This is a genomic window from Tsukamurella sp. PLM1, assembly GCF_023168325.1.
In the GTDB taxonomy this organism is placed as follows: Bacteria; Actinomycetota; Actinomycetes; order Mycobacteriales; family Mycobacteriaceae; genus Tsukamurella.
The window spans coordinates 2825951-2848015 of sequence record NZ_AP025688.1 but is presented as its reverse complement, the minus strand read 5'-3'; the positions used below and the strand labels follow the sequence as shown (position 1 = coordinate 2848015).

General features: G+C 70.7%; 21 protein-coding genes, 1 tRNA gene, 1 other RNA gene and 5 pseudogenes. 20 read left to right on the top strand and 8 right to left on the bottom strand.

The window, feature by feature from the left end; genetic code table 11:
• Nucleotides 1–32: 32 nt before the first annotated feature.
• The 5 genes from MTP03_RS14615 (at nt 33) to MTP03_RS14595 (ending at nt 2168) form a co-directional block, all read left to right on the top strand.
• Nucleotides 33–548: a DUF3145 domain-containing protein gene (locus tag MTP03_RS14615; RefSeq protein WP_248488880.1), complete on the top strand. Its 516-nt coding sequence runs from the start codon at nt 33–35 to the stop codon at nt 546–548.
• A gap of 124 nt (nt 549–672) precedes the next feature.
• On the top strand, nt 673–1092 hold the full coding sequence (locus tag MTP03_RS14610) for a pyridoxamine 5'-phosphate oxidase family protein (RefSeq protein ID WP_248488879.1): 420 nt from the start codon (nt 673–675) through the stop codon (nt 1090–1092).
• A gap of 157 nt (nt 1093–1249) precedes the next feature.
• Entirely contained in the window at nt 1250–1510 is a 261-nt protein-coding gene (locus MTP03_RS14605; protein WP_248488878.1) for a type IV toxin-antitoxin system AbiEi family antitoxin domain-containing protein, read from the top strand.
• A complete protein-coding gene (locus MTP03_RS14600) occupies nt 1507–1956 on the top strand; it encodes a hypothetical protein (protein WP_248488877.1) in 450 nt (149 codons plus the stop codon). The genes MTP03_RS14605 and MTP03_RS14600 overlap by 4 nt, the downstream gene beginning before the upstream one ends.
• Nucleotides 1953–2168, top strand: a complete 216-nt coding sequence (locus MTP03_RS14595; RefSeq protein WP_248488876.1) for a hypothetical protein — start codon at nt 1953–1955, stop codon at nt 2166–2168. The genes MTP03_RS14600 and MTP03_RS14595 overlap by 4 nt, the downstream gene beginning before the upstream one ends.
• Before the next feature lie 218 nt (nt 2169–2386).
• On the opposite strand, the gene MTP03_RS14590 is transcribed toward MTP03_RS14595, so the two are convergent.
• The 5 genes and pseudogenes from MTP03_RS14590 to aceE all read right to left on the bottom strand — a co-directional run bounded on the left by MTP03_RS14590 (nt 2387) and on the right by aceE (nt 9180).
• The gene (locus MTP03_RS14590; protein ID WP_305852762.1) at nt 2387–3694 is read right to left on the bottom strand and encodes a KasA/KasB family beta-ketoacyl-ACP synthase; all 1308 of its coding nucleotides are present in this window, start codon (nt 3692–3694) and stop codon (nt 2387–2389) included.
• A 4-nt stretch (nt 3695–3698) separates the two neighbouring features.
• The gene (gene acpM / locus MTP03_RS14585) at nt 3699–4004 is read right to left on the bottom strand and encodes a meromycolate extension acyl carrier protein AcpM (RefSeq protein ID WP_248488875.1); all 306 of its coding nucleotides are present in this window, start codon (nt 4002–4004) and stop codon (nt 3699–3701) included.
• 120 nt (nt 4005–4124) lie between these two features.
• Entirely contained in the window at nt 4125–5027 is a 903-nt protein-coding gene (locus MTP03_RS14580) for an ACP S-malonyltransferase (RefSeq protein ID WP_248488874.1), read from the bottom strand.
• A 137-nt stretch (nt 5028–5164) separates the two neighbouring features.
• Nucleotides 5165–6454, bottom strand: a complete 1290-nt coding sequence (locus MTP03_RS14575) for a CdaR family transcriptional regulator (RefSeq protein ID WP_248488873.1) — start codon at nt 6452–6454, stop codon at nt 5165–5167.
• 6 nt (nt 6455–6460) lie between these two features.
• Nucleotides 6461–9180 (bottom strand): annotated as a pseudogene (gene aceE, locus MTP03_RS14570) (pyruvate dehydrogenase (acetyl-transferring), homodimeric type).
• Between the two features lie 367 nt (nt 9181–9547).
• Between aceE and MTP03_RS14565 the strand changes: the two are divergent.
• From MTP03_RS14565 to MTP03_RS14550, 4 genes are all read left to right on the top strand, one after another.
• Nucleotides 9548–9934, top strand: coding sequence for a DUF3052 domain-containing protein (locus MTP03_RS14565; RefSeq protein WP_248492198.1), 387 nt, complete (start codon nt 9548–9550; stop codon nt 9932–9934).
• Nucleotides 9931–10440 carry a peroxiredoxin gene (locus tag MTP03_RS14560; RefSeq protein ID WP_248488872.1) on the top strand — a complete coding sequence of 170 codons (510 nt, stop codon included), beginning with the start codon at nt 9931–9933 and terminating at the stop codon, nt 10438–10440. The genes MTP03_RS14565 and MTP03_RS14560 overlap by 4 nt, the downstream gene beginning before the upstream one ends.
• Nucleotides 10431–10504, top strand: a tRNA-Val gene (locus MTP03_RS14555). Before MTP03_RS14560 ends, MTP03_RS14555 begins: the two co-directional genes overlap by 10 nt.
• A gap of 265 nt (nt 10505–10769) precedes the next feature.
• The gene (locus tag MTP03_RS14550; protein ID WP_248488871.1) at nt 10770–11300 is read left to right on the top strand and encodes a DUF6817 domain-containing protein; all 531 of its coding nucleotides are present in this window, start codon (nt 10770–10772) and stop codon (nt 11298–11300) included.
• A 23-nt stretch (nt 11301–11323) separates the two neighbouring features.
• Here MTP03_RS14550 and MTP03_RS14545 read toward each other — a convergent pair whose 3' ends face one another.
• Complete coding sequence (locus MTP03_RS14545; protein WP_248488870.1) at nt 11324–12739, bottom strand: NAD(P)/FAD-dependent oxidoreductase; 1416 nt, start codon at nt 12737–12739, stop codon at nt 11324–11326.
• Nucleotides 12740–12961: 222 nt separating this feature from the next.
• Between MTP03_RS14545 and MTP03_RS14540 the strand changes: the two genes are divergently transcribed.
• The 4 genes and pseudogenes from MTP03_RS14540 (at nt 12962) to cbiB (ending at nt 15341) form a co-directional block, all read left to right on the top strand.
• Complete coding sequence (locus MTP03_RS14540; protein ID WP_248488869.1) at nt 12962–13426, top strand: hypothetical protein; 465 nt, start codon at nt 12962–12964, stop codon at nt 13424–13426.
• On the top strand, nt 13423–13647 hold the full coding sequence (gene infA, locus MTP03_RS14535; RefSeq protein WP_248488868.1) for a translation initiation factor IF-1: 225 nt from the start codon (nt 13423–13425) through the stop codon (nt 13645–13647). Before MTP03_RS14540 ends, infA begins: the two co-directional genes overlap by 4 nt.
• A gap of 81 nt (nt 13648–13728) precedes the next feature.
• A pseudogene (locus MTP03_RS14530) lies at nt 13729–14344 on the top strand (glyoxalase).
• Nucleotides 14345–14639: 295 nt separating this feature from the next.
• Nucleotides 14640–15341, top strand: a complete 702-nt coding sequence (gene cbiB, locus MTP03_RS14525; RefSeq protein WP_371820772.1) for an adenosylcobinamide-phosphate synthase CbiB — start codon at nt 14640–14642, stop codon at nt 15339–15341.
• Here cbiB and MTP03_RS14520 read toward each other — a convergent pair.
• Both MTP03_RS14520 and MTP03_RS14515 read right to left on the bottom strand, forming a co-directional pair.
• Nucleotides 15280–16149, bottom strand: coding sequence for an SURF1 family protein (locus MTP03_RS14520; RefSeq protein ID WP_371820976.1), 870 nt, complete (start codon nt 16147–16149; stop codon nt 15280–15282). The two genes, cbiB and MTP03_RS14520, sit on opposite strands and share 62 nt — an antisense overlap.
• Nucleotides 16142–16612 carry a low molecular weight protein-tyrosine-phosphatase gene (locus tag MTP03_RS14515; protein ID WP_248488866.1) on the bottom strand — a complete coding sequence of 157 codons (471 nt, stop codon included), beginning with the start codon at nt 16610–16612 and terminating at the stop codon, nt 16142–16144. Before MTP03_RS14515 ends, MTP03_RS14520 begins: the two co-directional genes overlap by 8 nt.
• Nucleotides 16613–16675: 63 nt before the next feature.
• On the opposite strand from MTP03_RS14515, the pseudogene MTP03_RS14510 reads away from it, so the two are divergent.
• The 7 genes and pseudogenes from MTP03_RS14510 to MTP03_RS14480 form a co-directional block, all read left to right on the top strand.
• Nucleotides 16676–17766, top strand: a pseudogene (locus MTP03_RS14510) (Nif3-like dinuclear metal center hexameric protein); the annotation flags it as partial.
• A 12-nt stretch (nt 17767–17778) separates the two neighbouring features.
• Nucleotides 17779–18555, top strand: a complete 777-nt coding sequence (locus tag MTP03_RS23855) for a zinc ribbon domain-containing protein (protein WP_371820975.1) — start codon at nt 17779–17781, stop codon at nt 18553–18555.
• On the top strand, nt 18552–19274 hold the full coding sequence (locus MTP03_RS14500) for a histidine phosphatase family protein (RefSeq protein WP_371820771.1): 723 nt from the start codon (nt 18552–18554) through the stop codon (nt 19272–19274). Before MTP03_RS23855 ends, MTP03_RS14500 begins: the two co-directional genes overlap by 4 nt.
• 33 nt (nt 19275–19307) lie before the next feature.
• Nucleotides 19308–19717: RNase P RNA component class A (rnpB, locus tag MTP03_RS14495), an RNA gene on the top strand.
• Nucleotides 19718–19904: 187 nt separating this feature from the next.
• On the top strand, nt 19905–20204 hold the full coding sequence (locus MTP03_RS14490; protein ID WP_371820770.1) for a DUF6194 family protein: 300 nt from the start codon (nt 19905–19907) through the stop codon (nt 20202–20204).
• 34 nt (nt 20205–20238) lie between these two features.
• A pseudogene (locus MTP03_RS14485) lies at nt 20239–21232 on the top strand (ATP-binding cassette domain-containing protein).
• Nucleotides 21229–22056: pseudogene (locus MTP03_RS14480) on the top strand (ABC transporter permease); the annotation flags it as partial. The pseudogenes MTP03_RS14485 and MTP03_RS14480, both read left to right, overlap by 4 nt.
• Between the last annotated feature and the right edge of the window lie 9 nt (nt 22057–22065).

The window sequence follows — 22065 nt, the reverse complement described above, 5'->3', positions numbered from 1 at the left end:
CGTCCTCGTCGAAACGAAGAAGGTGGCAAACCATGCAGCAGCTGAGTCAGTTTGCAGAGGTGACGACGGGAGTCGTCTGGATTCACGCCGCACCTGCTGCTCTGTGCCCGCACGTGGAGTGGGCACTGTCGAGGACCCTCGACGCCCGGGCCACCCTCAAGTGGTCCGCGCAGGAGGCGATCCCCGGCATGCAGCGCGCGGTTGTCGACTGGGTGGGCCCGGTCGGCAGCGGCGCGCGGATGGCGAACACCCTGAGGGAGTGGAACTCCCTCAGGTTCGAAGTCACCGAGGACCCCTCCGAGGGGGTCGACGGTGAGCGGTTCTGCTACGCCCCGGGGCTGGGGCTGTGGCGCGGCACCATGAGCGCGTCCGGCGACACCCTGCTGGGCGAGGCGCAGCTGCGCTCGATGATGCTCGAATTGAACGGCGAAGGCCTGCAGACGGCACTCGACTCCCTCCTGGGCACCGCCTGGGACGAGGCGCTCGAGCCGTTCCGCATGGGCGGCCAGGGTGCGGAGGTCACCTGGCTGTCGCAGGCCGTCGGATAGACCTGCCTGAAACCCGGCCCTGGCGGGCGAGCGCGGCGCTGCGGCGATGGCGCCCCGCCGGGACCGGGATACCCGGATCGCTCGCACGCTGAAAGATGTCGGCCTGATCTGCCACCATCGGGACATGGCACTCTCCGCGTCCGAGAAACAAGAATTCCTCGCCCGACCCCACGTCGCCGCGTTCTCCGTCGCCGAACCCGGCCGCGGCCCGCTCACCGTCCCCGTCTGGTACGCCTACGAGCCCGGTGGCCGGCCGTGGATCACGATCGGTACCGGGTCCCGCAAAGCGACGGCGCTCGCCGCGACCGGGCGGTTCTCGTTGATGGTCGACACCGTCGAGCCCCGCACGATGTACGTCAGCGTGGAGGGCCGCGTCGCCGAGTCGCGGCCCTCGACCGACGAGGAGATCCGTGCGATGGCGGCCCGCTACCTCTCGGGCCCCGCGCTCGACGGCTACCTCGAGTTCGCGTTCGGGCAACTGGGGGAGCACCTCACCGTGATCCTCGAGCCCGAGCACTGGTTGGGAGCCGACCTCACGATGTAGGAGTCTCCGCTCCCCGCCGATATCCCCGCTCGCCCCGCGAATCGCCGAGGTGAGCGGGGATTTCTGCGGGGAGGGGAGGGACCTCCGGGCGTTGCCCGGACATGTCGGACACCCGTGGCATCGTCCCGATACGGGGACACGGAGCCAAGGGGGAAACATGGCCGGAATTCTGACGCGGGCGATTCTCGACGCCCAGGGACTGTCGGAGCGCGCGCTGGCGAAGGAGCTCAAGAAGGGCTCGCTCCGCCGGATCGGGCAGGGGGCGTACACGCGCACGCCCAAGGGGACACCGTGGGACGAGCACCGTCTCCTCATCGAAGCGGTCGGGGTGCGCGGTAACGCGGTGATCTCTCACCAGAGCGCCGCGGTCGTCCACCGCATGGCGACGTACGGGGTGAGTTTGAACACGTGCACGTGACGATCGACTCCTCGCGCGGCGGCGGGATCAGGGGCGGTGTTCACGCGCACGCGCGTCCGATCCGCGAGGCCGACATCGTGGTGATCGACGGTCTGCGCGTGACCTCGCCCGCGCGCACCGCGGTGGATCTGGCGATGGCCGGCGACCACGGGCAGGCGCTGTCGATCGTGGACTCCGCACGGCTCACGGTCCGGTTCCCGAACGCGGACACGCGCCCGCCGGTCACCGTCGACCAGCTCGAAGAGTCGGCCGAGGTGCTCGGCTGGAGACCGGGGCTGCCCATGTTCCGGCGCGCGATGGCGGAATCAGTGCAGGACAGTGGATCGGCGGGGAGTCGCGCACCCGGGCGATGCTGCTGGAGTGGAACCTGCCCATCCCGCAGCTACAGACGCACTACCGCCTCGGCGGGCGGAACTACTACGCGGACTTCTCGCTGCCCGGGATGATCGGCGAGTTCGACGGTATGGCCAAGTATGCCGATGATCCCGACCGCAAGCAGTACGAGATTCAGCGAGCCGGCGACTTCCGCAGCGCCGGGATCGCGGTCGTGAACTGGTACTGGGAAGACCTCAAAGACCGGCACAGGATCTTCAAGATCCTCACCAACGAGATGGTTCGCTGCGACGTTCTCCGCCGGGTTCCCGTGTTCCCAGGCTGATCGCTCCCGCAGGAATCCCCGCTCCCCGCAGGAATCTCCGCTCGCCCCGGGGATTCGCGGGGCGAGCGGCGAAACCTGCGGGGACTGGCGAAACCTGCGGGGAGGGGCGTGGTCCGGCGCAGCGCACCGTCGGGCGGCCCGACGGTGCCGGACCACCCGGCCGGAAACGACGAACCGGCCGCCGGGGGATCCCCGACGGCCGGCTCTCGTGGAAACGATCAGTACTTGCCGAAGGCCAGCGCCACGTTGTGGCCGCCGAACCCGAACGAGTTGTTCAGCGCGTAGTTGATCTCGCCCTTGCGGGCGGCACCGTGCACCACGTCCAGCTCGATCTCCGGATCCTGGTTCTCCAGGTTCAGGGTGGGCGGGATGACCCCGTCCCGGATCGAGAGGACCGTCAGCGCGGCTTCGAGGGCGCCGACGGCGCCGATCGAGTGACCCAGCGCGCCCTTGGGCGCGTAGATCGCCGCGTCCGTACCGACGACCGCGTTGATGGCCTTGGCCTCAGCGGTGTCGCCGATCGGGGTGGCGGTGGCGTGCGCGTTGATGAAGTCGATGTCGGTGCGGGACAGGCCCGCGGTCTCCATCGCCCGCTTCATCGCGCGTGCCGCGCCGCCGCCCTCCACGTCCGGCGACACCATGTGGTAGCCGTCGGAGGTGATGCCGGCACCGAGCAGCCGGGCGATCGGCTTCGCGCCGCGCGCCAGGGCGTGCTCCTCGGTCTCGATGATCATCAGCGCCTGCGCCTCGCCGAACACGAAGCCGTCGCGGTCCTTGTCGAACGGACGCGACGCGGCGGCGGGATCGTCGTTGCGCGTCGACAGGGCGCGCATCATCGCGAACGACGCGATGGGCGGCGAGTCGATCCGACCCTCCACGCCACCGCAGACCGCGATGTCCGCATCGCCGAGCACGATCTGCCGCCACGCGTGCGCGATGGCCTCGTTGCCCGTCGAACACGCCGACACCGGCGCGATCGCGCCGCCACGGGCGCCGATCTCCAGGGCCGAGACGGCGCACGCGCCGTTCGGCATGGACATCTGCACCGCGAACGGCGAGACCTTGCGCACACCGGAGTCGCGCAACGCGTCCACGGCCTGCACCATCGTCTCGCCGCCACCGAGCCCGGTGCCGACGACCGCCGCGAGGCGGGTCGGATCGACGTCGGGGCGACCGGCCTTGTCCCACAGTCGTTTGGTCATCACATGGGAGACCTGCTCGACGTAGGACATGCGCCGCTTCGACACGTGCTGCTTGCTGATGTCACCGGCGTACTGCCGGTCGGGGCGCTCGGGCACCTCGTCCGACGGATCCGACAACAGCTGACCGCCGAACCGAACCGGCAGGTCGGGAATCTGCACGCCGATGAAATCGCCCTCGAGCGGTCGGATACCGCTCTTGCCGTCGAGCAGGCCCTGCCAGGTGGAATCGGTGTCGACTCCGATGGACGTGGTCAGCTCGATGGCGGTGACGACGACACTGGGGAACTGGCCGCCCAGCGTCGAGAAATTCCTCAGCGAAGGCAAGGGCCTACTTGCCCTTCTCGGCCTCGTACTTGCCCTTGAGCTCAGCAGCGAGCTCGGCGTTCTCCGCCTCGAGCTTCTGGATGTACGCGACGGCGTCGCCGACGGTCTTCAGGCCCGCGAGGTCCTCGTCCGGCACCTTGACGCCGTACTTGTCCTCGAGCTGCACCGCGATCTCGACCATCGACAGCGAGTCGATGTCCAGGTCGTCGATGAACGCCTTGTCCAGGGTGACCTCGGAGGGCTCGATGCCGGTGACCTCTTCGATGATCTCGGCGATGGCGGCGACGATTTCGTCCTGGCTGGTGGCCACAGTGGGTCCCTTTCCTTGTGTGACCCGACCCGCGATTTCGCGGAGACGGGAGTCCATCTGTGCGACGGCGTGCGTCGCGGGGTCCGACGGTGCCGGGCGGCCCGTCGGGTGGTCTGTTCGCTACTGCGCGGAGGCGAGCAGCTCGGCCAGGTCGGCCGGGGTCTTGACGGCGACCTGCGGCACGCCCTTGAGCTCGCGCTTGGCGATGCCCACGAGGGCGCCGGCCGGGGGCAGCTCCACGACCGTCGAGACCTCGGCCTCGCGCATGGTGGTGGTGCACAGGTCCCAGCGGACCGGGCGGGTGACCTGCGCGACGATCTGCGACAGGGCGGCCTCGCCGGACGTGACGGCCTTGCCGTCGCGGTTCGACAGGAGCGTCAGCTGCGGGTCGCGCGGGACGATGGTCTGCGCGGCGGCCGCGACGGCCTCCTGCGCGGGGGCCATGAAGTCCGTGTGGAAGGCGCCGGCCACGGCGAGCGGGCGCAGGCGCGCCTTCTCGGGGGCGTTGTCGGCCAGCTTCTGCAGGTTCTCGACGGTGCCCGCGGCCACGATCTGCCCGGAGGCGTTCATGTTGGCCGGGATGAGGTCGAACGACTCGAGGGTAGCCAGCACGTCCTCCTCGACGCCGCCGAGCACGGCGGTCATCGACGTGGGGACCAGTGCGCAGGCGGCGGCCATCGCGCGGCCGCGGATCGCCGCGAGGCGCACGGCCTCGTCGGCGGTGATGACGCCGGCGATGGCGGCAGCGGCGAGCTCACCGACGGAGTGGCCGGCGACGATCGTGTCGGCGGGCTGGGCGCCCATCTGCTCGAAGGCGAGCAGTGCGGCGGCCACCACGAGGGGCTGAGTCACAGCGGTGTCCGTGATCTCGTCGGCCTCGGCGATGGTGCCGAGACGGACCAGGTCGAGATCCGCGATCTCCGACCATGCGCGAAGGCGCTCCACGGCAGAAGGCTGATCGAGCCATGCCGTCAGCATGCCGGGCTTCTGGGAACCCTGTCCGGGTGCGAGCAGTGCAATCACGTGTTCCAGGAAACACCCCGGGAACCTGAAAAGAAGGTGTTGGAGCCTGAGAACCTGACTCATCGAATTTGTGGGGTTTCCACAAAAGTGCTGCTCAGCGATGCCTGGCTGTTACCAGAGTGTTATTTGTGACTCAGCTAGGTCAGTGTGATGTCTGTGATTCGCGTCATAGCGGAGGGGGTGAACCGGTCCGGATTGGCCGCCGCGAGACGCCCGATCGTCGCTGCAACACGGAGCACGAAGGCGTCGCGCGGGTCCTGCGGATCGCGCCCGGTGATCTCCGCGATCTTCTTCAGGCGGTACCGCACGGTGTTGGGGTGGACGAACAGTTCGCGGGCGCAGGACTCCACCGCGCCGCCCGAGTCCAGGTACGCGTCCAGCGTGTCCGACAGTGCGGATCCGGCCTCTTCGAGGGGTTTGACGAGCAACTCGTACAGCGTGCGGCCGGCGTGCGTGTCGCCGATGAGCGCCCGCTCGGGTAGGAGCTCCCAGCTGTGCACCGGACGGGGCGCCCCGGGCCAGCCCGCGACGGCGTTGACGCCCGCGATGGCCTCGACGGCCGACGCGTGCGCGTCCTCCAGGGTGGGCGTCGTGTGCCCGATCACCACGGGACCGTCGGCGAAGTGGAGCATGAGCGCCTCGCCGAACGGGTCCCCGGCCGTGACCGCGCCGCTGACGATGACTACCAATTTGGTGCCCTGCACAACGGCGAGCGCGGAGCGGCCGTTCGAGCGCGCCGTGTCGTGGACCGAGCCTGCGACCGACACGTTCTGGTCCGGCGGGGGATTGCCGACGATGACGGTGGCCGACGCGACCGGGTCCCAGTTGAGCGCCGCGGCCCGCGACAGAAGGTTCGCGCCGGTGTCGCCGCGGACCACCGCGTCGACCACGAGCGCCTCCATCCGGGAGTCCCACGCGCCGCGGGCCTCGGCGGCCGAGGCGTAGATCGACGCGGCGCCGAACCCGATCTCCCGGCCGTACCGCAGCACCGCCTCGGTGAGCGCGATCAGCTGCTCCTCGTTGCGGGCCACCAGCGGCAGCCAGCGCTCGAAGAACTCCATCGCGACGCGCACCATCTCGACGGTCTGCAGCAGCGACACCCGCCGCGCCAGGTCCTGCGGGACAGACTGGAACGCCGCCACCGTGTACGCCACATCGCCGCCGTGGTCGATCCACTCCGCGAAGTTGACCACCGCCGTCTGGACGACCAGCTGGATCGACGCGCGCTGGCTGGCCTCCAGGTCCGCGAAGTACGGGAGCTGCTCCTCCATGGAGCGCACCGCCGCCGTGGCGACGTGGCCCGAATGCTGGCGGATCCTGGCGAGGATCGCCTCGGGCAGCACGTCGCGAGGCTCGGGGCGCTTCCGGTTGAAGCCTCCCTTCCCCGGCTTCCCGGGGAGGGGGAACGAGCCCGTATCAGCGGTCATGGAGTCCTAGGCTACGCCGGGGTCCGATGTCTGCTTCGGGGCGGCGAGCACGTCGTCGATCCGGTACCGCTTCGCGGCCTCCGCGGCGACCGAGAAATCGAGTGCGCCGTCGCGTGCGAGGCCCGGAGAACGCCCACGACGATCGACTCCGCGTCCACGTTGAAGAAGCGGCGCGCGGCCGGCCGCGTGTCCGAGAAGCCGAAGCCGTCGGTGCCGAGCGTGACGTACGTGCCGGGCACCCACTGCCGGATGAGGTCCTGCGTGCCGCGCATGAAGTCGGACGCGGCGATCGTGGGGCCCTCGGTCCCGCCGAGCATCGTGGTCACGTGCGGGGTGCGGAACTCCGCCGAAGGGTCGCGCAGCGCGGCCTTCTCCGCCTCGATACCGTCGCGCGAGAGCTCGACCCAGCTCGTCACCGAGTACACCGACGCGGCGACGCCCCACTCGTCGGCCAGCATCTGCTGCGCCTTGAGCGCGTCGGGCATGGTGACGCCCGACGCCAGGATGTTCGCCTTCTTATCGCTCGCGTTCGCGGCCGGGCGGAACAGGTACATGCCCTTGAGGAGGCCGTCGACGTCGAGGTCCTCCGGCTCGGCCGGCTGGTGGATCGGCTCGTTGTAGACGGTGATGTAGTAGTAGATGTTCTCCGGGTTCTCGCCGTACATCCGCCGCAGGCCGTCGATCACGATGTGCGCGAGCTCGTAGCCGAACGCCGGGTCGTATGCGACGACCGCCGGGTTCGTGGACGCCAGCACGTGGCTGTGGCCGTCGGCGTGCTGCAGGCCCTCGCCGGTGAGGGTGGTGCGGCCGGCCGTGGCGCCGAGCACGAAGCCGCGGGCCATCTGGTCGGCGGCGGCCCACAGCCCGTCGCCGGTGCGCTGGAAGCCGAACATCGAGTAGAAGATGTACAGCGGGATCATCGGTACGTCGTGCGTGGCGTAGGAGGTGCCGACCGCGGTGAACGACGCCGTCGAACCGGCCTCGTTGATGCCCTCGTGCAGGATCACGCCCTGCGGGTTCTCCTTGTACGCGAGCATCAGCTGCGCGTCGACCGCCGTATAGGTCTGGCCCAGGCGGTTGTAGATCTTCAGCGAAGGGAACCAGCTGTCCATGCCGAAGGTGCGGGCCTCGTCCGGGATGATCGGGACGATCCGCCCGCCCACCTCCTTGTCGCGCAGCAGCTCCTTGAAGATCCGCACCACGGCCTGCGTCGTGGCCACCTCCTGTTTGCCCGAGCCCTTGCGCATCACGTTCAGCGCCTCGATGCCCGGCGTCTGCAGTACCTGCGCCTGCGTGCGGCGCGACGGTACGAAGCCGCCGAGCTGCTTGCGGCGATCCAGCATGTACTGGATCTCCCGCGACTCCGGTCCCGGGTTGTAGTAAGGCGGAAGGTAGGGGTCCTTCTCGAGCTCCGCGTCGCTGATCGGGATCCGCAGGTGATCGCGGAAGCCCTTCAGGTCGTCCAGCGTGAGCTTCTTCATCTGGTGCGTAGCGTTGCGGCCCTCGAAGTTGTGGCCCAGGCTGAAGCCCTTGACGGTGTGCGCCAGGATCACCGTGGGCTGGCCCTTGTGGTCCATCGCGGACTTGTACGCGGCGTACAGCTTGCGGTAGTCGTGGCCGCCGCGGCGCAGGCCCCAGATCTGCTCGTCGCTCATGTCCTGGACGAGTTCCTTGGTCCGCGGGTCGCGGCCGAAGAAGTGCTCGCGGATGAAGGCACCGTCGTTCGCGCGGAACGTCTGGTAGTCGCCGTCCGGCGTGGTGTTCATGATGTTCACCAGCGCGCCGTCGCGGTCCTTGTGCAGGAGCGCGTCCCACTCGCGGCCCCAGATCACCTTGATCACGTTCCAGCCGGCGCCGCGGAAGAACGACTCGAGCTCCTGGATGATCTTGCCGTTGCCGCGCACGGGCCCGTCGAGCCGCTGCAGGTTGCAGTTGACCACGAAGGTGAGGTTGTCGAGGCCCTCGGTGGCCGCGATCTGGATCTGGCCGCGCGATTCGGGCTCGTCCATCTCACCGTCGCCCAAGAACGCCCAGACGTGCTGGTCGGAGGTGTCCTTGATGCCGCGGTCGTGCAGGTAGTGGTTGAACCGCGCCTGCTGGATGGCGTTCATCGGGCCGAGGCCCATCGACACCGTCGGGAACTCCCAGAAGTTCGACAGCAGTCGCGGGTGGGGGTAGGAGGGAAGGCCCTTGCCCTTGTCCTCGTGCGACTTCTCCTGGCGGAAGCCGTCCAGGCGCTCCGCGGGGATGCGGCCCTCCAGGAAGGCGCGGGCGTAGATGCCGGGGGAGGCGTGGCCCTGGATGAACACCTGGTCGCCACCGCCGGGGTGCTCCTTGCCGCGGAAGAAGTGGTTGAAGCCCACCTCGTACAGCGATGCGGCGCCCGCGTAGGTCGAGATGTGGCCGCCGACGCCGACGCCGGGGCGCTGGGCCCGGTGCACCATGATGGCGGCGTTCCAGCGGATGAAGGCGCGGTAGCGGCGCTCGATCTCCTCGTCGCCCGGGAACCACGGCTCCAGGTCGGTGGGGATCGTGTTGACGTAGTCCGTCGAGGTGAGCGACGGGATCGAGACGCGGTTCTCGCTCGCCCGCTCCAGCAGGCGCAGCATCAGATAGCGTGCGCGCGCGGGGCCGTGGGTCGCGATCAGGTCGTCGAACGACTCGAGCCACTCGCCGGTTTCGTCCGGATCGATGTCCGGCAGATAGGAGGCGACGCCCTCCCGGATGACGCGGACGCGGTCCGGGCGACCGTCGTTCGACGGTGCGGGTCCCTCTCCTGAGGCGGATGCCGGGGTGGTGGCGGTCGAGTCGGTCACAAGTGCTCCTCACGGGTCGCGAAGGCGGTACTGGATGATGCCGGGGGTGCGCGGTGTGTCGCAGATCCCATCCTGCCGCATTGGAAAGCTACTCGACAGTCGGACTCCACATGGTGGAATTCGCTACTGCACTTGCGCGAGATCGCGGTACCGGGTCTGCTGTAGGGCGGAAGTACCGTAAGTTCGGTACCGATCGACCACCAGTACGCCGTGAACTCGGCGTCCGCGCAGAAGGAGGCTCCCACCGGTGTCCACGAATGGGTCCCACGCCCAGAAGATGGGTCTACAGCCCGGAAACATCGTGCAGGAGATCGGTTGGGACGAAGACACCGATGACGAACTGCGCCTCGCGATCGAAGAGGTCATCGGTGGCGAGATGATCGACGAGGACACCGACGAGGTCGTGGACGTGGTGGTGCTGTGGTGGCGCGACGACGACGGGGATCTGGTGGACACCCTCATGGACGTGATCACGCCCCTCTCCGACGACGGGTACGTGTGGGTCCTCAGCCCCAAGACCGGGCAGCCGGGTCACGTGCAGCCCAGCGAGATCGCCGAGGCGGCGCCGACCGCCGGCCTCACGCAGACCTCGTCGACGAACCTCGGGTCCTGGATCGGCTCGCGCCTCGTGCAGCCCAAGTCCGGCCGCGTGGGCAAGCGTTGAGCCTTCCCGACGGTGCCGTCCCCGACGGTCCGCTGCAGGTGGGGGCGCTCGCCCCGCCGTTCACCCTGCGCGATCAGAACAACCGGCCGGTGTCTTTGGAGTCGTATCGCGGGCGGAAGAACGTGCTGCTCGTATTCTTTCCGCTGGCGTTCACCGGCACCTGCGAGAGCGAGCTCGGGGGCATCCGCGATTCCCTTCCGTTGTTCGAGAACGACGATGCCGCCGTCATCGCCGTGTCCGTCGGTCCGCCGCCCACGCACAAGGTGTGGTCCGGTTCGCAGGGATACCTGTTCCCGATCGTGTCGGACTTCTGGCCGCACGGCGAGGTCGCGCGCGCGTACGGCGTGCTCAACGCCAAGAACGGCTACCCGAACCGCGGGACGTTCGTGATCGACCGTGACGGCGTGATCCGGTTCTCCGAGATGAACGAGCCCGGCGTCCCACGCGATCAGTCGCTTTGGGAACACGCCCTGGCTGCGCTAGCCTCATCCGGCAAGCGCACATAGCTCAGTTGGTTAGAGTCCCGGTCTTACACACCGGTTGTCGGGGGTTCGAGTCCCTCTGTGCGCACTCACGCGGGTGCCTTTCCGTCAGGTTGATGCGCCAGGCGTATAGACCTGTTGTTGCTGGTCGGCGGGCAGATTCTCCGCCAGGGCGATGCAGATTACGCGACGTCTCCGAGTCGTGCGCCCGGCGGTGGGTCTCCGACACGCATCGGGCGCGAGCGACGCGGTTCACGATGTCGGGGAACCGAGCACTACAGGTGCTCCGGCACACGTGTGTTGCCCCAGAACCCGACATCCTGAAGCGCGGGCCCGACCATAGACTCGGCGGCATGGATGCCGGTACTGATTGGCTGGATTCGCACGGTGCGGGGCGGGTGGCACACCCCGGCGGCACGTTGCGCGACCATCTTCTGCGGGTGGCGGACAGGCTCGCCGCGTGGCAACTGCCCCAGGCGGTGCAGACCGCCGGGCTCACTCATGCCGCTTACGGCACTGCGGGTTTCGACGACCAGCTGATCCCGTTCACGGCCCGCGCCGAGCTGCGCGTCGTGATCGGTGAGGACGCCGAGAACATCGTCTACCAGTACGGTGCGTGCGATCGGTCCACGTCCTACCCGCAGTTCCCGGGCTGCGATCCGTTCGTGCTGAACGACCGCTTCACAGGTCGAGCGTTGACGCTCACTGATGCCGAGACTCGCGCGTTCGTGGCACTGACCTTCGCGAACGAGATCGACGTGATGCAGCACAACACTTCGCTTGCACAGAAACATGGCGATGCTCTGCATGCACTTGCACTCAAGTCGCAGCACTGGCTTCCGCCTGCGGCCCACCCCGACCTGCCGCTCCTGCTGCCGCGGTGACCTCGTCCTCGGCGGGTGCTGGCCTACCGGTCCCGGTAGGCCTCGAGGAGCCGGAGCCACACCTCGCTGATCGTGGGGTAGGCGGGCACGGCGTGCCACAGCCGGTCGATCGGCACCTCGCCCACCACGGCGATCGTCGCCGCGTGCAGCAGCTCCGCGACCGCGGGGCCCACCAGCGTCATACCGATCACGACGCCGCGGCCCTCGTCGACCACCATCCGTGCCCGGCCCGAGTAGCCGTCGGCGTACAGGCTCGCGCCGGCCACCCAGCCGAGGTCGTAGTCGACCACCGCGACGTCCGTGCCCGACTTCCGCGCCTGTGCCTCCGTCACGCCGATCGCCGCGACCTCCGGTTCGGTGAAGATCACCTGCGGCACCGCCGCGTGATCCGCCGTCGCCACGTGCGCGCCCCACGCGGCGTCGTCCACGGCCGCCCCGCGCGCCCGGGCGACGATGGCGTCGCCCGCGGCCCGCGCCTGATACTTGCCCTGGTGGGTCAGCAGCGCGCGATGATTCACATCGCCGGCGGCGTACAGCCAGTCGTAGCCCTCGACCCGCAGCGTGTCGTCCACGGCCAGCCACGCCCCGGGCTCCAGCCCGACCGACTCCAGTCCCAGGTCGACGGTGCGCGGCGCCCGCCCGGTGGCCGCCAGCACCTCGTCGGCCACGACGGTGCGCCCGCCCGAGGTCTCGATCGTCACCTCGCCGCCCGCGCGGCTCACGCGCGTCGGGGACTCGCCGGTCACCACGTCGACGCCGAGCGCGCGGAGGCCCTCGCCCACCGCCTCGCCGGCGAACGGCTCGAGGTTCGTGAGCAGGCCGCTCCGCGCGATCAGCGTGACCCGGGAGCCGAGACCCGCGTAGGCCGTGGCCATTTCGGCGGCGACCACGCCGCCGCCGATCACCGCGAGCCGACCCGGCGCGGCCTTCGCACTGGTGGCCTCCCGGCTCGTCCACGGCGCCGCCGCCCGCAGGCCCGGGATGTCGGGGACGGCGGCGTCGGTTCCCGTCGCGACCACAACGGCGTGCCGTGCGGTCAGGGCGGTCTCGGCACCGTCGGGCCCGGTGACGGTGACGGTGACGCGGCGCGGCCCCGCGAGCCGGCCGTGGCCGCGGATCGTGGTGATCCCGGCGGTGTTCGCCCACCGCACCTGGCCCTCGTCGTCCCAGTTCCGGACCACGGCGTCCCGTCGGGCGAAGACCTCCGACGGATCGAGCGCGGTCGCGCCGGTGAGCGCGCCGCGGACGTGCTGGGCCTCGCGCAGCGCCTGCCCCGGCCGGAGCAGTGCTTTCGAGGGCATGCACGCCCAGTAGGAACACTCGCCGCCGAACTTCTCGCTCTCCACGAGCGCTGCGGTGAGGCCGCCCCGCACCGCTCGGTCGGCAACGTTCTCGCCGACCGGCCCGCCGCCGATCACCACCACGTCGAATTCGTCCATGCCGCACCTCCTTCGACCACCGTACGTGCGCTGGTGAGCCCGCTCCTGGAAAAGCAGATGCGGTGTGCCTGTGCCGGGGATACGCTGCGGGTAACCGTGACCGGCCGAAGGAGGTGAGACCCGTGAACGTTTCACGCATGTGGGTGCTCCCTCCGTTCTCACGGTCGACCTAGGTGTCACCACCAGGAGCGCCGCACGCAGGCATTCCTGGAAGGCATCACCATGAACGATTCCCCTCTCACTCTGCGGCGGGCGGACGACGGCGACTGGCTGGCCGTCGACGCCGAGAACCGCATCATCGGCCGCGGCGGTCCGGCGCGCCGGCGCGGATTCATCAGCGTCGACGCGTGGAGCGCACCGGCATTCGATCTGATCGCCGCTGCGCTCCTCGCGGAGCTGCCGCCGCCGCTGCACACGCTGGTGGCGGACGGTGACGACGAACTCCTCGCGGCCTGGCGCCGTCACGGCTTCGTCGAGCACCGTCGGGAGACGCTGTACTGCATCCCGCTCGACCCGCCGCCCGCCGTCACGCCGCCGGGCGCCTGGCGGGTCCGGTCCAAGCCCGGAATCGCGCCGTTCCTCGCGGCACACGCCGATCCCGCCGACGGTGCTGCCGTCGCCGTCCTCGAGCAGGCCGGTGGACGGCCGGTCGAGACGAACGTCGAGCTGGTGCGGGGGCTCGCATGACCAAGACATCGCGCGGCATCGAGGCCGCCGGCACCGTCGTCGAAGGACTGCGGAACGCGACGTTCCGCGTCGAACTGGATAACGGGCACGTCGTGCTCGCGCACATCAGCGGGAGGATCCGGAAGAACTACATCAAGATCGTCCCGCTCGACCGGGTGCTCGTGGAGATCAGCCCGTACGACCTCACCCGGGGGCGCATCATCTTCCGGTACCGGAGCTGACGGGTACCGGAAGTGACGGGCGGGCCGGATCGGTCAGGAATCGAGAAGCGGTCGGAATCTGCAGGTCATAGCGTTATCGACATGACAACCTCCCTGCAGACACCGATCCGTTCCCTCACCCTCGAGGTGGCCGACCAGGCCGCCGCCCAGGCGTTCTACGACACGGCCTTCGGCCCCGACCACGGCCTGAGCTTCACGGCTGCCACCGAGCCGTCCACCGGCTTCCGCGGGTTCGTGGTCTCGCTGGTCGTGGCCGAGCCGGCCGTCGTCGACTCCTTCGTCGCGCCCGCCCTTGCGGCGGGTGCGACGGAGATCAAGCCCGCGCGGAAGTCCTTCTGGGGCTACGGCGCCGTCTTCCGCGCGCCCGACGGCACGCTCTGGAAGATCGCCTCGTCGTCGAAGAAGAACACCGGTGCGCCGCTGCGGACGGTCGGCGACATGGTGCTGCTCCTCGGCGTCGACGACATCTCCGTCACCAAGGCCTTCTACGTCGAGCACGGGATGTCGGTGGCGAAGAGCTTCGGCCGCAAGTACGTCGAGTTCGACGCCGCGCCCGGCGCGGTGAAACTCGCCCTGTACGGGCGGAAGTTCGCGGCCAAGGACGCCGGCGTGGCGGTGGAGGAGCGGCTCGCACCGCCTGCAGATCGACGGTGCCCTGGGCGCGCTCACCGACCCCGACGGCTTCGTCTGGCGGTGACGCCCGCGCCGCCGGGCGGCGCACGCCGAACGGTGCGCTGCCGTGACCGGGTAGCGTCGACGTCCGTGAACCGGACCACCGAACTGGCGCTCGGCGTCCTCGCCGACGAGGCGTTCGGCGACCCGCGCAGCTACCACCCCGTGGCCGGGTTCGGCACCGCCGCGGCGGTGCTCGAGCGGCGGATGTACGCACCGTCGAAACTCCGCGGCGCCGCGTACACGGCGATCCTCGTCGGCGGCGCGGCCGCGCTCGGCTACGCGGGCCGGAACGTCCCGGGCGCCACCGCCGTCGGCACGTGGGCGGTCGTCGGGGAGCGGGCCTGCGAACGGTCGGGGCCACGCTGGGCGCGGACCTCGAGCGCGGCGACGTCACGGCCGCGCGGACCCTGCTCCCGAGCCTGTGCGGGCGCGACCCGTCGGTCCTCGAATGCGCCGGCCTCGCCCGCGCCGCCACGGAGTCGGTCGCCGAGAACACCTCCGACGCGGCGGTGGCCCCGCTCTTCTGGGGCGCCGTCGCGGGCCTGCCGGGCCTGCTCGCGTACCGCGCGGCGAACACGCTCGATGCGATGGTCGGCTACCGAAACGACCGCTACACCGAGTTCGGGTGGGCCGCCGCACGCCTGGACGACGTGCTCAACTACGTGCCCGCCCGGCTCGCCGGCGCCGTCACCGTCGCCCTCGCCCCGACGGTGGGTGGGGCACCGTCGGACGCCCTGCGGGCCTGGCGGAACGATGCGCGCAAGCACCCGAGCCCCAACGCGGGCGTGGCGGAGGCGACGGCCGCGGGCGCACTGGGCCTGCAGTTGGGCGGGCGCACGCAGTACGCGCACGGCGTGGAACTGCGGCCCACCCTCGGCGACGGCCGGGCACCCGAGCCCCGCGATCTGGCCCGCGCCGCGCGCCTGTCGCTCGCGGTCGAGCTGGGAGCCCTGGCGGCTACTGCCCTTTGCGTCCGTACCGGTCGGCGAGCCTGGCGGCGCGCGCGGCCTCGGGGGTGATCTCGGGCGCGTCGTCCGCCGGGTCCGGACCGGCGTCGGCTGCGGTGCCCGCCTCGTACACCGCCTTGTCCTCGCGACGCCGGCGCACCTCCGACCACACGAAGTACCCGATCGCGAGCGGCGCCATGATCCCGAACGCCAGCCACTGCAGCCCGTACGAGAGGTACGGGCCCGCGTCCAGCATCGGCAGCGGCACGGCGCCGAGTCCGCCGGGCTGGTCCTCCGCCAGGTTGAGGTATCCCGGCGCGAACGCGATGCCCAGCGCCGGCCCGATCGCGGCCGGGTCGATCGCGTACACCTGCAGGTATCCGCTCTCGGTGCGCGGCCCGCGGCTCGGGTCGGTCTTCTCGGGGGCGCGGATGCGGGCCTGGATCGTGACCGGCTCCGACGGTGGCGGTGCGAACTCCGGCACCACGCCGCCGGTGGGGGTGCGGACGAAGCCGCGGTCCACGAGATAGGTCGCGCCGTCGTCGGCGGCGAACGGGACGAGCACCTCGTACGCGGGGTTGCCGTCCTGGTTCCGCAGCCGGGCGAGTGTCTGCTTGTCGCCGAGGTAGGTGCCGGTGAGGACAACCCGGCGCCACTCGGCGTCCTTCGGCACGTCCGCGCGCCCGCCCAGGAGCTGCGCGGCCGGCACCGGCGCGGCGTTCACGGAGTCGCTGATCTGCTGGTTGCGGTGGCTCGTCGAAGTGTTCTTGCCCAACTGCCACGGCGCGAGCACCGACCAGCACAGCGCGGTGAACGCGAGCGCCGCCACCGCCAGCGCGATCCACCGCGGTTGGAGGACGACCCTGACCCAGTTAGGCAAGGCGCTCACGCGTCCAGTCGATCAGGCCGGGCATCGCGTCCTCCACCTGGGTGAGCGTCGCGCGGAACTCGTCGACGTCGCCGTAGTACGGGTCGGGCACGCTCTCGTGCGAAGCATCGGGGTCGAAGGTGCGCAGCAGTCGCAGCCGGTCCTCCGGAACCCCGAGGGCGCGCAGCGGTGCCACGTGGGAACGATGGAGCGCCACCACGAGGTCGGCGCCGAGGTGATCGGCGGTGACCTCCGCCGCCGCGTGCTCGGTGGGGTAGCCGGCCTCCGCCAGCACCTCCCGGGCGCGCCGGTCCGCGGGGTCGCCCTCGTGCCAGCCGCCGGTACCCGCGCTGGTGACGCGCACCCGGTCCGCGAGCCCGGCGTCGGCCACCGCGCGCTCGTAGACGATCCGGGCGATCGGCGACCGGCAGATGTTGCCGGTGCACACGAAGGTGACATGCAGCGGGGTTTTCACGCCTCCATCTTGCCCGACCGCGGCGAACCGCGATTGCGGTGCTGCCCGCCTACGCTGGCAGTCATGAGGCTCGCAGACGTGATCGACATGCTCGATGCGGCGTACCCGCCGCGGCTCGCGGAGGGATGGGACAGCGTCGGGCTGGTCTGCGGGGATCCGCAGGACGACGTGGACCGGGTGCTGGTGTGCGTGGACGTCACCGAGGCGGTGGTCGAGGAGGCGCTCGCGCGCGGCGCGCAGCTCGTGATCGCGCACCATCCGCTGCTACTGCGCGGCGTGGACACGGTAGCCGCCAGCACGCCGAAGGGCGCCTGGTCCACCGCCTGATCCGCGGCGGCTGCGCCCTGTTCACCGCCCACACCAACGCCGACCGCGCCCGCGGCGGCGTGAACGACGCACTCGCCGCGGCGCTCGGGCTCGAGGTGACCGGGCCCGTCGAGTATTTGGGCGCGGAGGCGCTGGACCGGTGGGGCGTGATGGTTCCGCCGGCCCAGGCCGACGAGGTCCTGACCGCCATGTTCGATGTGGGCGCGGGCGAGGTGGGGGAGTACTCCGAGTGCGCCTGGCGGGTCGACGGTGCCGGCCAGTTCCGGCCCGGCGACGACGCCAACCCGACGATCGGCACGGCGCGCGAGCTCACGCGGCTCACCGAGACCCGGGTCGAGCTCGTCGCCGACCGGCGCGTTCGCGATCAGGTCCTGCAGGCGCTCAAGGACTCCCATCCGTACGAGGAGCCCGCGTACGACGTCGTCGAGCTGGCCGGCGGCGATCGGGAATGGGGGCTGGGGCGCGTGGGCACGCTGCCGCAACCGCTGACGCTCACGGAGTTCACGGCCCGCGTCGCCGCCGCGCTCGGCGCGCCGGTGCGCGCCGCCGGGGATCCGGAGGCGGGCATCGGCACCGTCGCCGTGTGCGGGGGCGCCGGGGATTCGCTGCTGGGCACCGTTTCCCGGCTGGGTGTGGACGCCTACGTCACCGGCGACCTGCGGCACCACCCCGTCGACGAACACCTGCGCGCCGGCGGCCCCGCCGTCGTCGACGCGGGGCACTGGGCGACCGAGTTCCCGTGGTGCGCCGCGGTGGCCGAGCTGCTGTGGCCGTTCCTCGACGTCGAAGTCCACGCCGCCCCGACCGATCCGTTCACGGTGTGCGCCGCGCCCCGGCGGATGCGTAGAGTGGCGCAGATGAACGCTGATCCGGCCGCCCAACGCTCCCTGCTGGACCTCGCCGAGGTGGACGCGGAGATCTCCCGCCTGGCCCACCGCGCAACGCACCTGCCGGAGGACGCCGAGATCGCCGAGCTCGAGAAGCGCGCGACCACCGAGCGCGACGAGTCGGTGCGCGTGTCCATCCTGGTCGAGGACCTGGACCGCGACATCGCGAAGCTCGAGAAGGAGGTCGAGCAGACCCGCCTGCGCGAGCAGAAGGATCGCGAGCTGATGGCGTCCGGGCGGGTCGCGGCCAAGCAGCTCACCGAACTCGAGCACGAGCTGCGCGGCCTGGAGCGCCGCCAGTCCGTGTTGGAGGACGAGGAGCTCGAGCTCATGGAGAGGCGCGAGGCCGTCGAGCTCGACCAGCAGCGCGCCGAGGCCACCGTCAACGCCACCGCGGACGAGATCGCCGCCGTGGCGCGCCGCCGCGAGGAGGCGCTCAAGGACATCGACGTGGCGCGCACGCGCACCGCCGCCACCCGCGACGGCCTGGTGGGCGGTCTCCCGGAGGCCCTGTACGCGGAGTACGAACGGCGCCGGGCCGCCTCCGGTGCCGGCGCGGGGCTCCTCCAGGCCCGACGGTGCGGCGCCTGCCGCCTCGAGCTGGACCGGGGCTTCCTCGATGCGGTCGCCCGCAAGCCCGCCGACGAGGTGGTGCACTGCGACGAGTGCGGCGCGATCCTGGTGCGGACGAACGAGTCCGGTCTGCCGCAGGGTAAGCCCGAGGAATGACCGGCGCACCGACCGACCCGCAGGTGGGCGGCCCGGAGGAACGTGGCCCGGAGAAGCGCAGGCCGGAGGAGCGCGGCCCGGTGCAGCGCGGCGGATGGACCACGTCCGCCCACGAGCCCACGCGGGTGATCCTGCTGCGCCACGGCCAGACGCCCGCCTCGGTGCAGCGGCTGTACTCGGGGCGCGGCAACCCGTCGCTCACCGACGCCGGCCGCGAGCAGGCGCGCCGGGCCGCGGACCTGCTGCGCGACACGCGGATCGACGCGATCCTGACCTCGCCGCTGGACCGCGCGCGGCAGACCGCCGACGCGGTGAACGCGGGCCGCGGGCTCACCGTCGAGGTCGAGGACGGGCTGATCGAGACCGACTTCGGCGCGTGGGAGGGCCTGTCGTTCGGCGCGGCGCGCGAGCGCGACCCGGAGCTGCACTCCCGGTGGCTCGGCGACACCGCGGTGGCCGCGCCCGGGGGCGAGAGTTTCGACGAGGTGCACGCCCGCGTCGCCGCCGTGCTGGAGCGGGTCGCCATCGAGCACGCCGGCCGCACCGTGCTGCTCGTCTCGCACGTCACCCCGATCAAGACCGCGCTGCGCATCGCGCTCGACGTCGGCCCCCAGCTGCTGTACCGGCTGCACCTGGACCTCGCGTCGATCTCGATCGCCGATTTCTACCCGGACGGCGTCGCCTCGGTGCGCCAGGTGAACCGGACGGCGGGCCTGTAGTCGGGGCACGCCGGGTACTCTGTACGGCGCGGACGAGCTGACCGGGCGGCCGCGGCGTCGGGAACCGTCTGCTCCGCAGGCAGGCCCGCGTCGAGGAAAGTCCGGACTCCACAGGGCAGGGTGGTTGCTAACGGCAACCCGGGGTGACCCGCGGGACAGTGCCACAGAGAACAGACCGCCCGGGCTCCGGCCCGGGTAAGGGTGAAACGGTGCGGTAAGAGCGCACCAGCGCGGCGGGTGACCGTCGCGGCTCGGTAAACCCCACCCGGAGCAAGATCGAAGGCGCCACCGCACGGTGGCGCTGCGCGTGTACGAGGGCTGCCCGCCCGAGCGCGCGGGTGGATCGCTCGAGGCACCCGGCGACGGTGTGTCCAGATGGATGGTCGCCCCCGGCCACGGCGACGTGGCCGGGACAGGATCCGGCTTACACGTCAGCTCGTCCGCCCTTCTCGGTCCCGCCTCCCGATACGATCGGGGCGTGGACGAGATCATCGAGTACCTCCGCAGGCTGCCCGGTGTCACGGTGCAGACGGTGGCCCTGGTGACGCCACGGCCGACGGGACACCTCTGCCGGAGATCGCGTGGGGTGACACGTTCGCCTACTACACCCCGGACGGCGAGCCCGGCGTCATGCCGTTCGCCACGATCGTCACCAAGGACTACCCGGGCGATACGCTCTCGCGCCTCGACCGCGACGGCGCTTTCCGGGTGAACGCGAACGTCGGCCGTGAGGCCTTCGCGGAGCTGATCGGTTACCCGCCCGCCGAGCACGCGGTCCGGGCGGGCGAGTGGGATTACGCGGCCGACGGTGCCGTGGTCCCGCACCCGTTGTACGCGAAGCTGGGGTGGGTGTCTGTCGTCAACCCGGGCACCGTCGGGGTCGCGGCCGGGCCGATCGATCGGGCCCGCACCCACGCGGAAAAGTCGTAGAAACCTGTCAGTGTCCCGCACTACCGTTGTCGGCATGACACACGGTGACAGCGGTGACTGGGCGATCGAGGCTGAGAATCTGGTGAAGCGCTTCGGCGATTTCACCGCGGTGAACGGGGTGAGTTTCCAGGTGCCGCGCGGCACGGTCCTGGGCATGCTCGGTCCGAACGGCGCGGGGACGACGACGTGCGTGCGCATGATGACCACGCTGTCGCCGCCCACCTCGGGCACCGCGCGCATCGCCGGGTTCGACGTGCGGGAGCAGCCGGCGCAGGTGCGCCGCAGCATGGGCCTCACGGGCCAGGCCGCCACCGTGGACGAGATCCTCACCGGCCGGGAGAACCTGCGGATGATCGGCGGGCTGTACGGCATCCCGAAGGCGGTGCTCCGGCGCCGCTCGGAGGAGCTGTTGGAGCAGTTCTCGCTCACCGACGCGGGGAACAAGCAGGTCAAGGCGTACTCGGGCGGAATGCGCCGCCGGCTGGACCTGGCGGTCAGCCTGCTCACCGCGCCACCCGTGCTGTTCCTGGACGAGCCCACCACGGGGCTCGACCCGCGGGCCCGCTCGGAGCTGTGGGACGTACTGCGGGAGCTGGTGCGGCAGGGCACCACGTTGCTCCTCACCACGCAGTACCTCGAGGAGGCCGATCAGCTCGCGGACGACATCGTGGTCATCGACAAGGGAACGGTGATCGCGCAGGGCACCCCGTTGCAGCTCAAGGAACGGGCGGGCACCGCCAGCCTGGTGCTCACGGTCTCCCAGCCAGCCGACCTGCCGCGCGCCCGCGAGATCCTCGCCGGCCTCGGCGGCGAGGTCTTCGTGGACGAGGGCGCGCGCCGGGTCAGCACTCCGTCCGACGGGCTGGCCGACCTGAACCGCGTGGTCGCGCTGTTCGCCGACAGCGGCATCGAGGTGGACGATCTGGGACTGGCGCGGCCGAGCCTGGACGACGTCTTCCTCTCTCACGGGCAAACCCGCCGAGCCGTCCGCCCCGCAGAACGACGACGCCGAGGAGGCGCACGCATGACCACCATCACCCCGGTGAGCGCGGTGGAGACGCATCAGACCACGCTCTGGCAGCAGTCCTGGATCATGGTCCGGCGCAGCCTGATCCACACCAAACGGATGCCCGAGATGCTCTCCGACGTCACGATCCAGCCGATCATGTTCACACTGCTGTTCGCGTTCGTGTTCGGTGCCGCCATCCCCACCCAGGGCGTCTCCTACCGCGAGTACCTGCTGCCCGGCATCCTCGGGCAGACGATGGTGTTCACGTGTTTCGTCGTGGCGGGCGGCCTCACGACCGATCTCGACAAGGGCATCATCGACAGGTTCCGCTCACTGCCGATCAGTCGGTCGGCGGTCCTGATCGGCCGCAGTATCGCGAGCCTGATGCACTCGTCGATCGGCATCGTCGTCATGGCGGTCACGGGACTCGTGATCGGCTGGCGGATCCGCACCAACCCGGTGGACGCCGTGCTCGGCTTCGCCGTCCTGCTCCTGTTCGGCTTCGCGATGATCTGGTTCGGCATCCTCGTCGGCTGCGCCATGCAGTCGATCGAGGCGGTCAACGGGTTCATGTTCGCCACGATGTTCCCGATCACGTTCCTGTCCAACGCGTTCGTGCCCACGGAGGGGATGGCGTCGTGGCTCCGGGCGATCGCCGAGTGGAACCCGGTGTCGTCGCTCGTGCAGTCCATGCGGGTGCTCTGGGGCAACAGCGTACCCCTGCGGCCGGACGCGCCGTGGTCGCTGCAGCACCCGGTGGCGGCCACGGTGATCTGGTCGATCGCGCTCACCGTGGTGTTCGCGCCGCTCGCGCTGCGCGCGTTCAACAAGCGCACCGTCGACTGGTGTCAG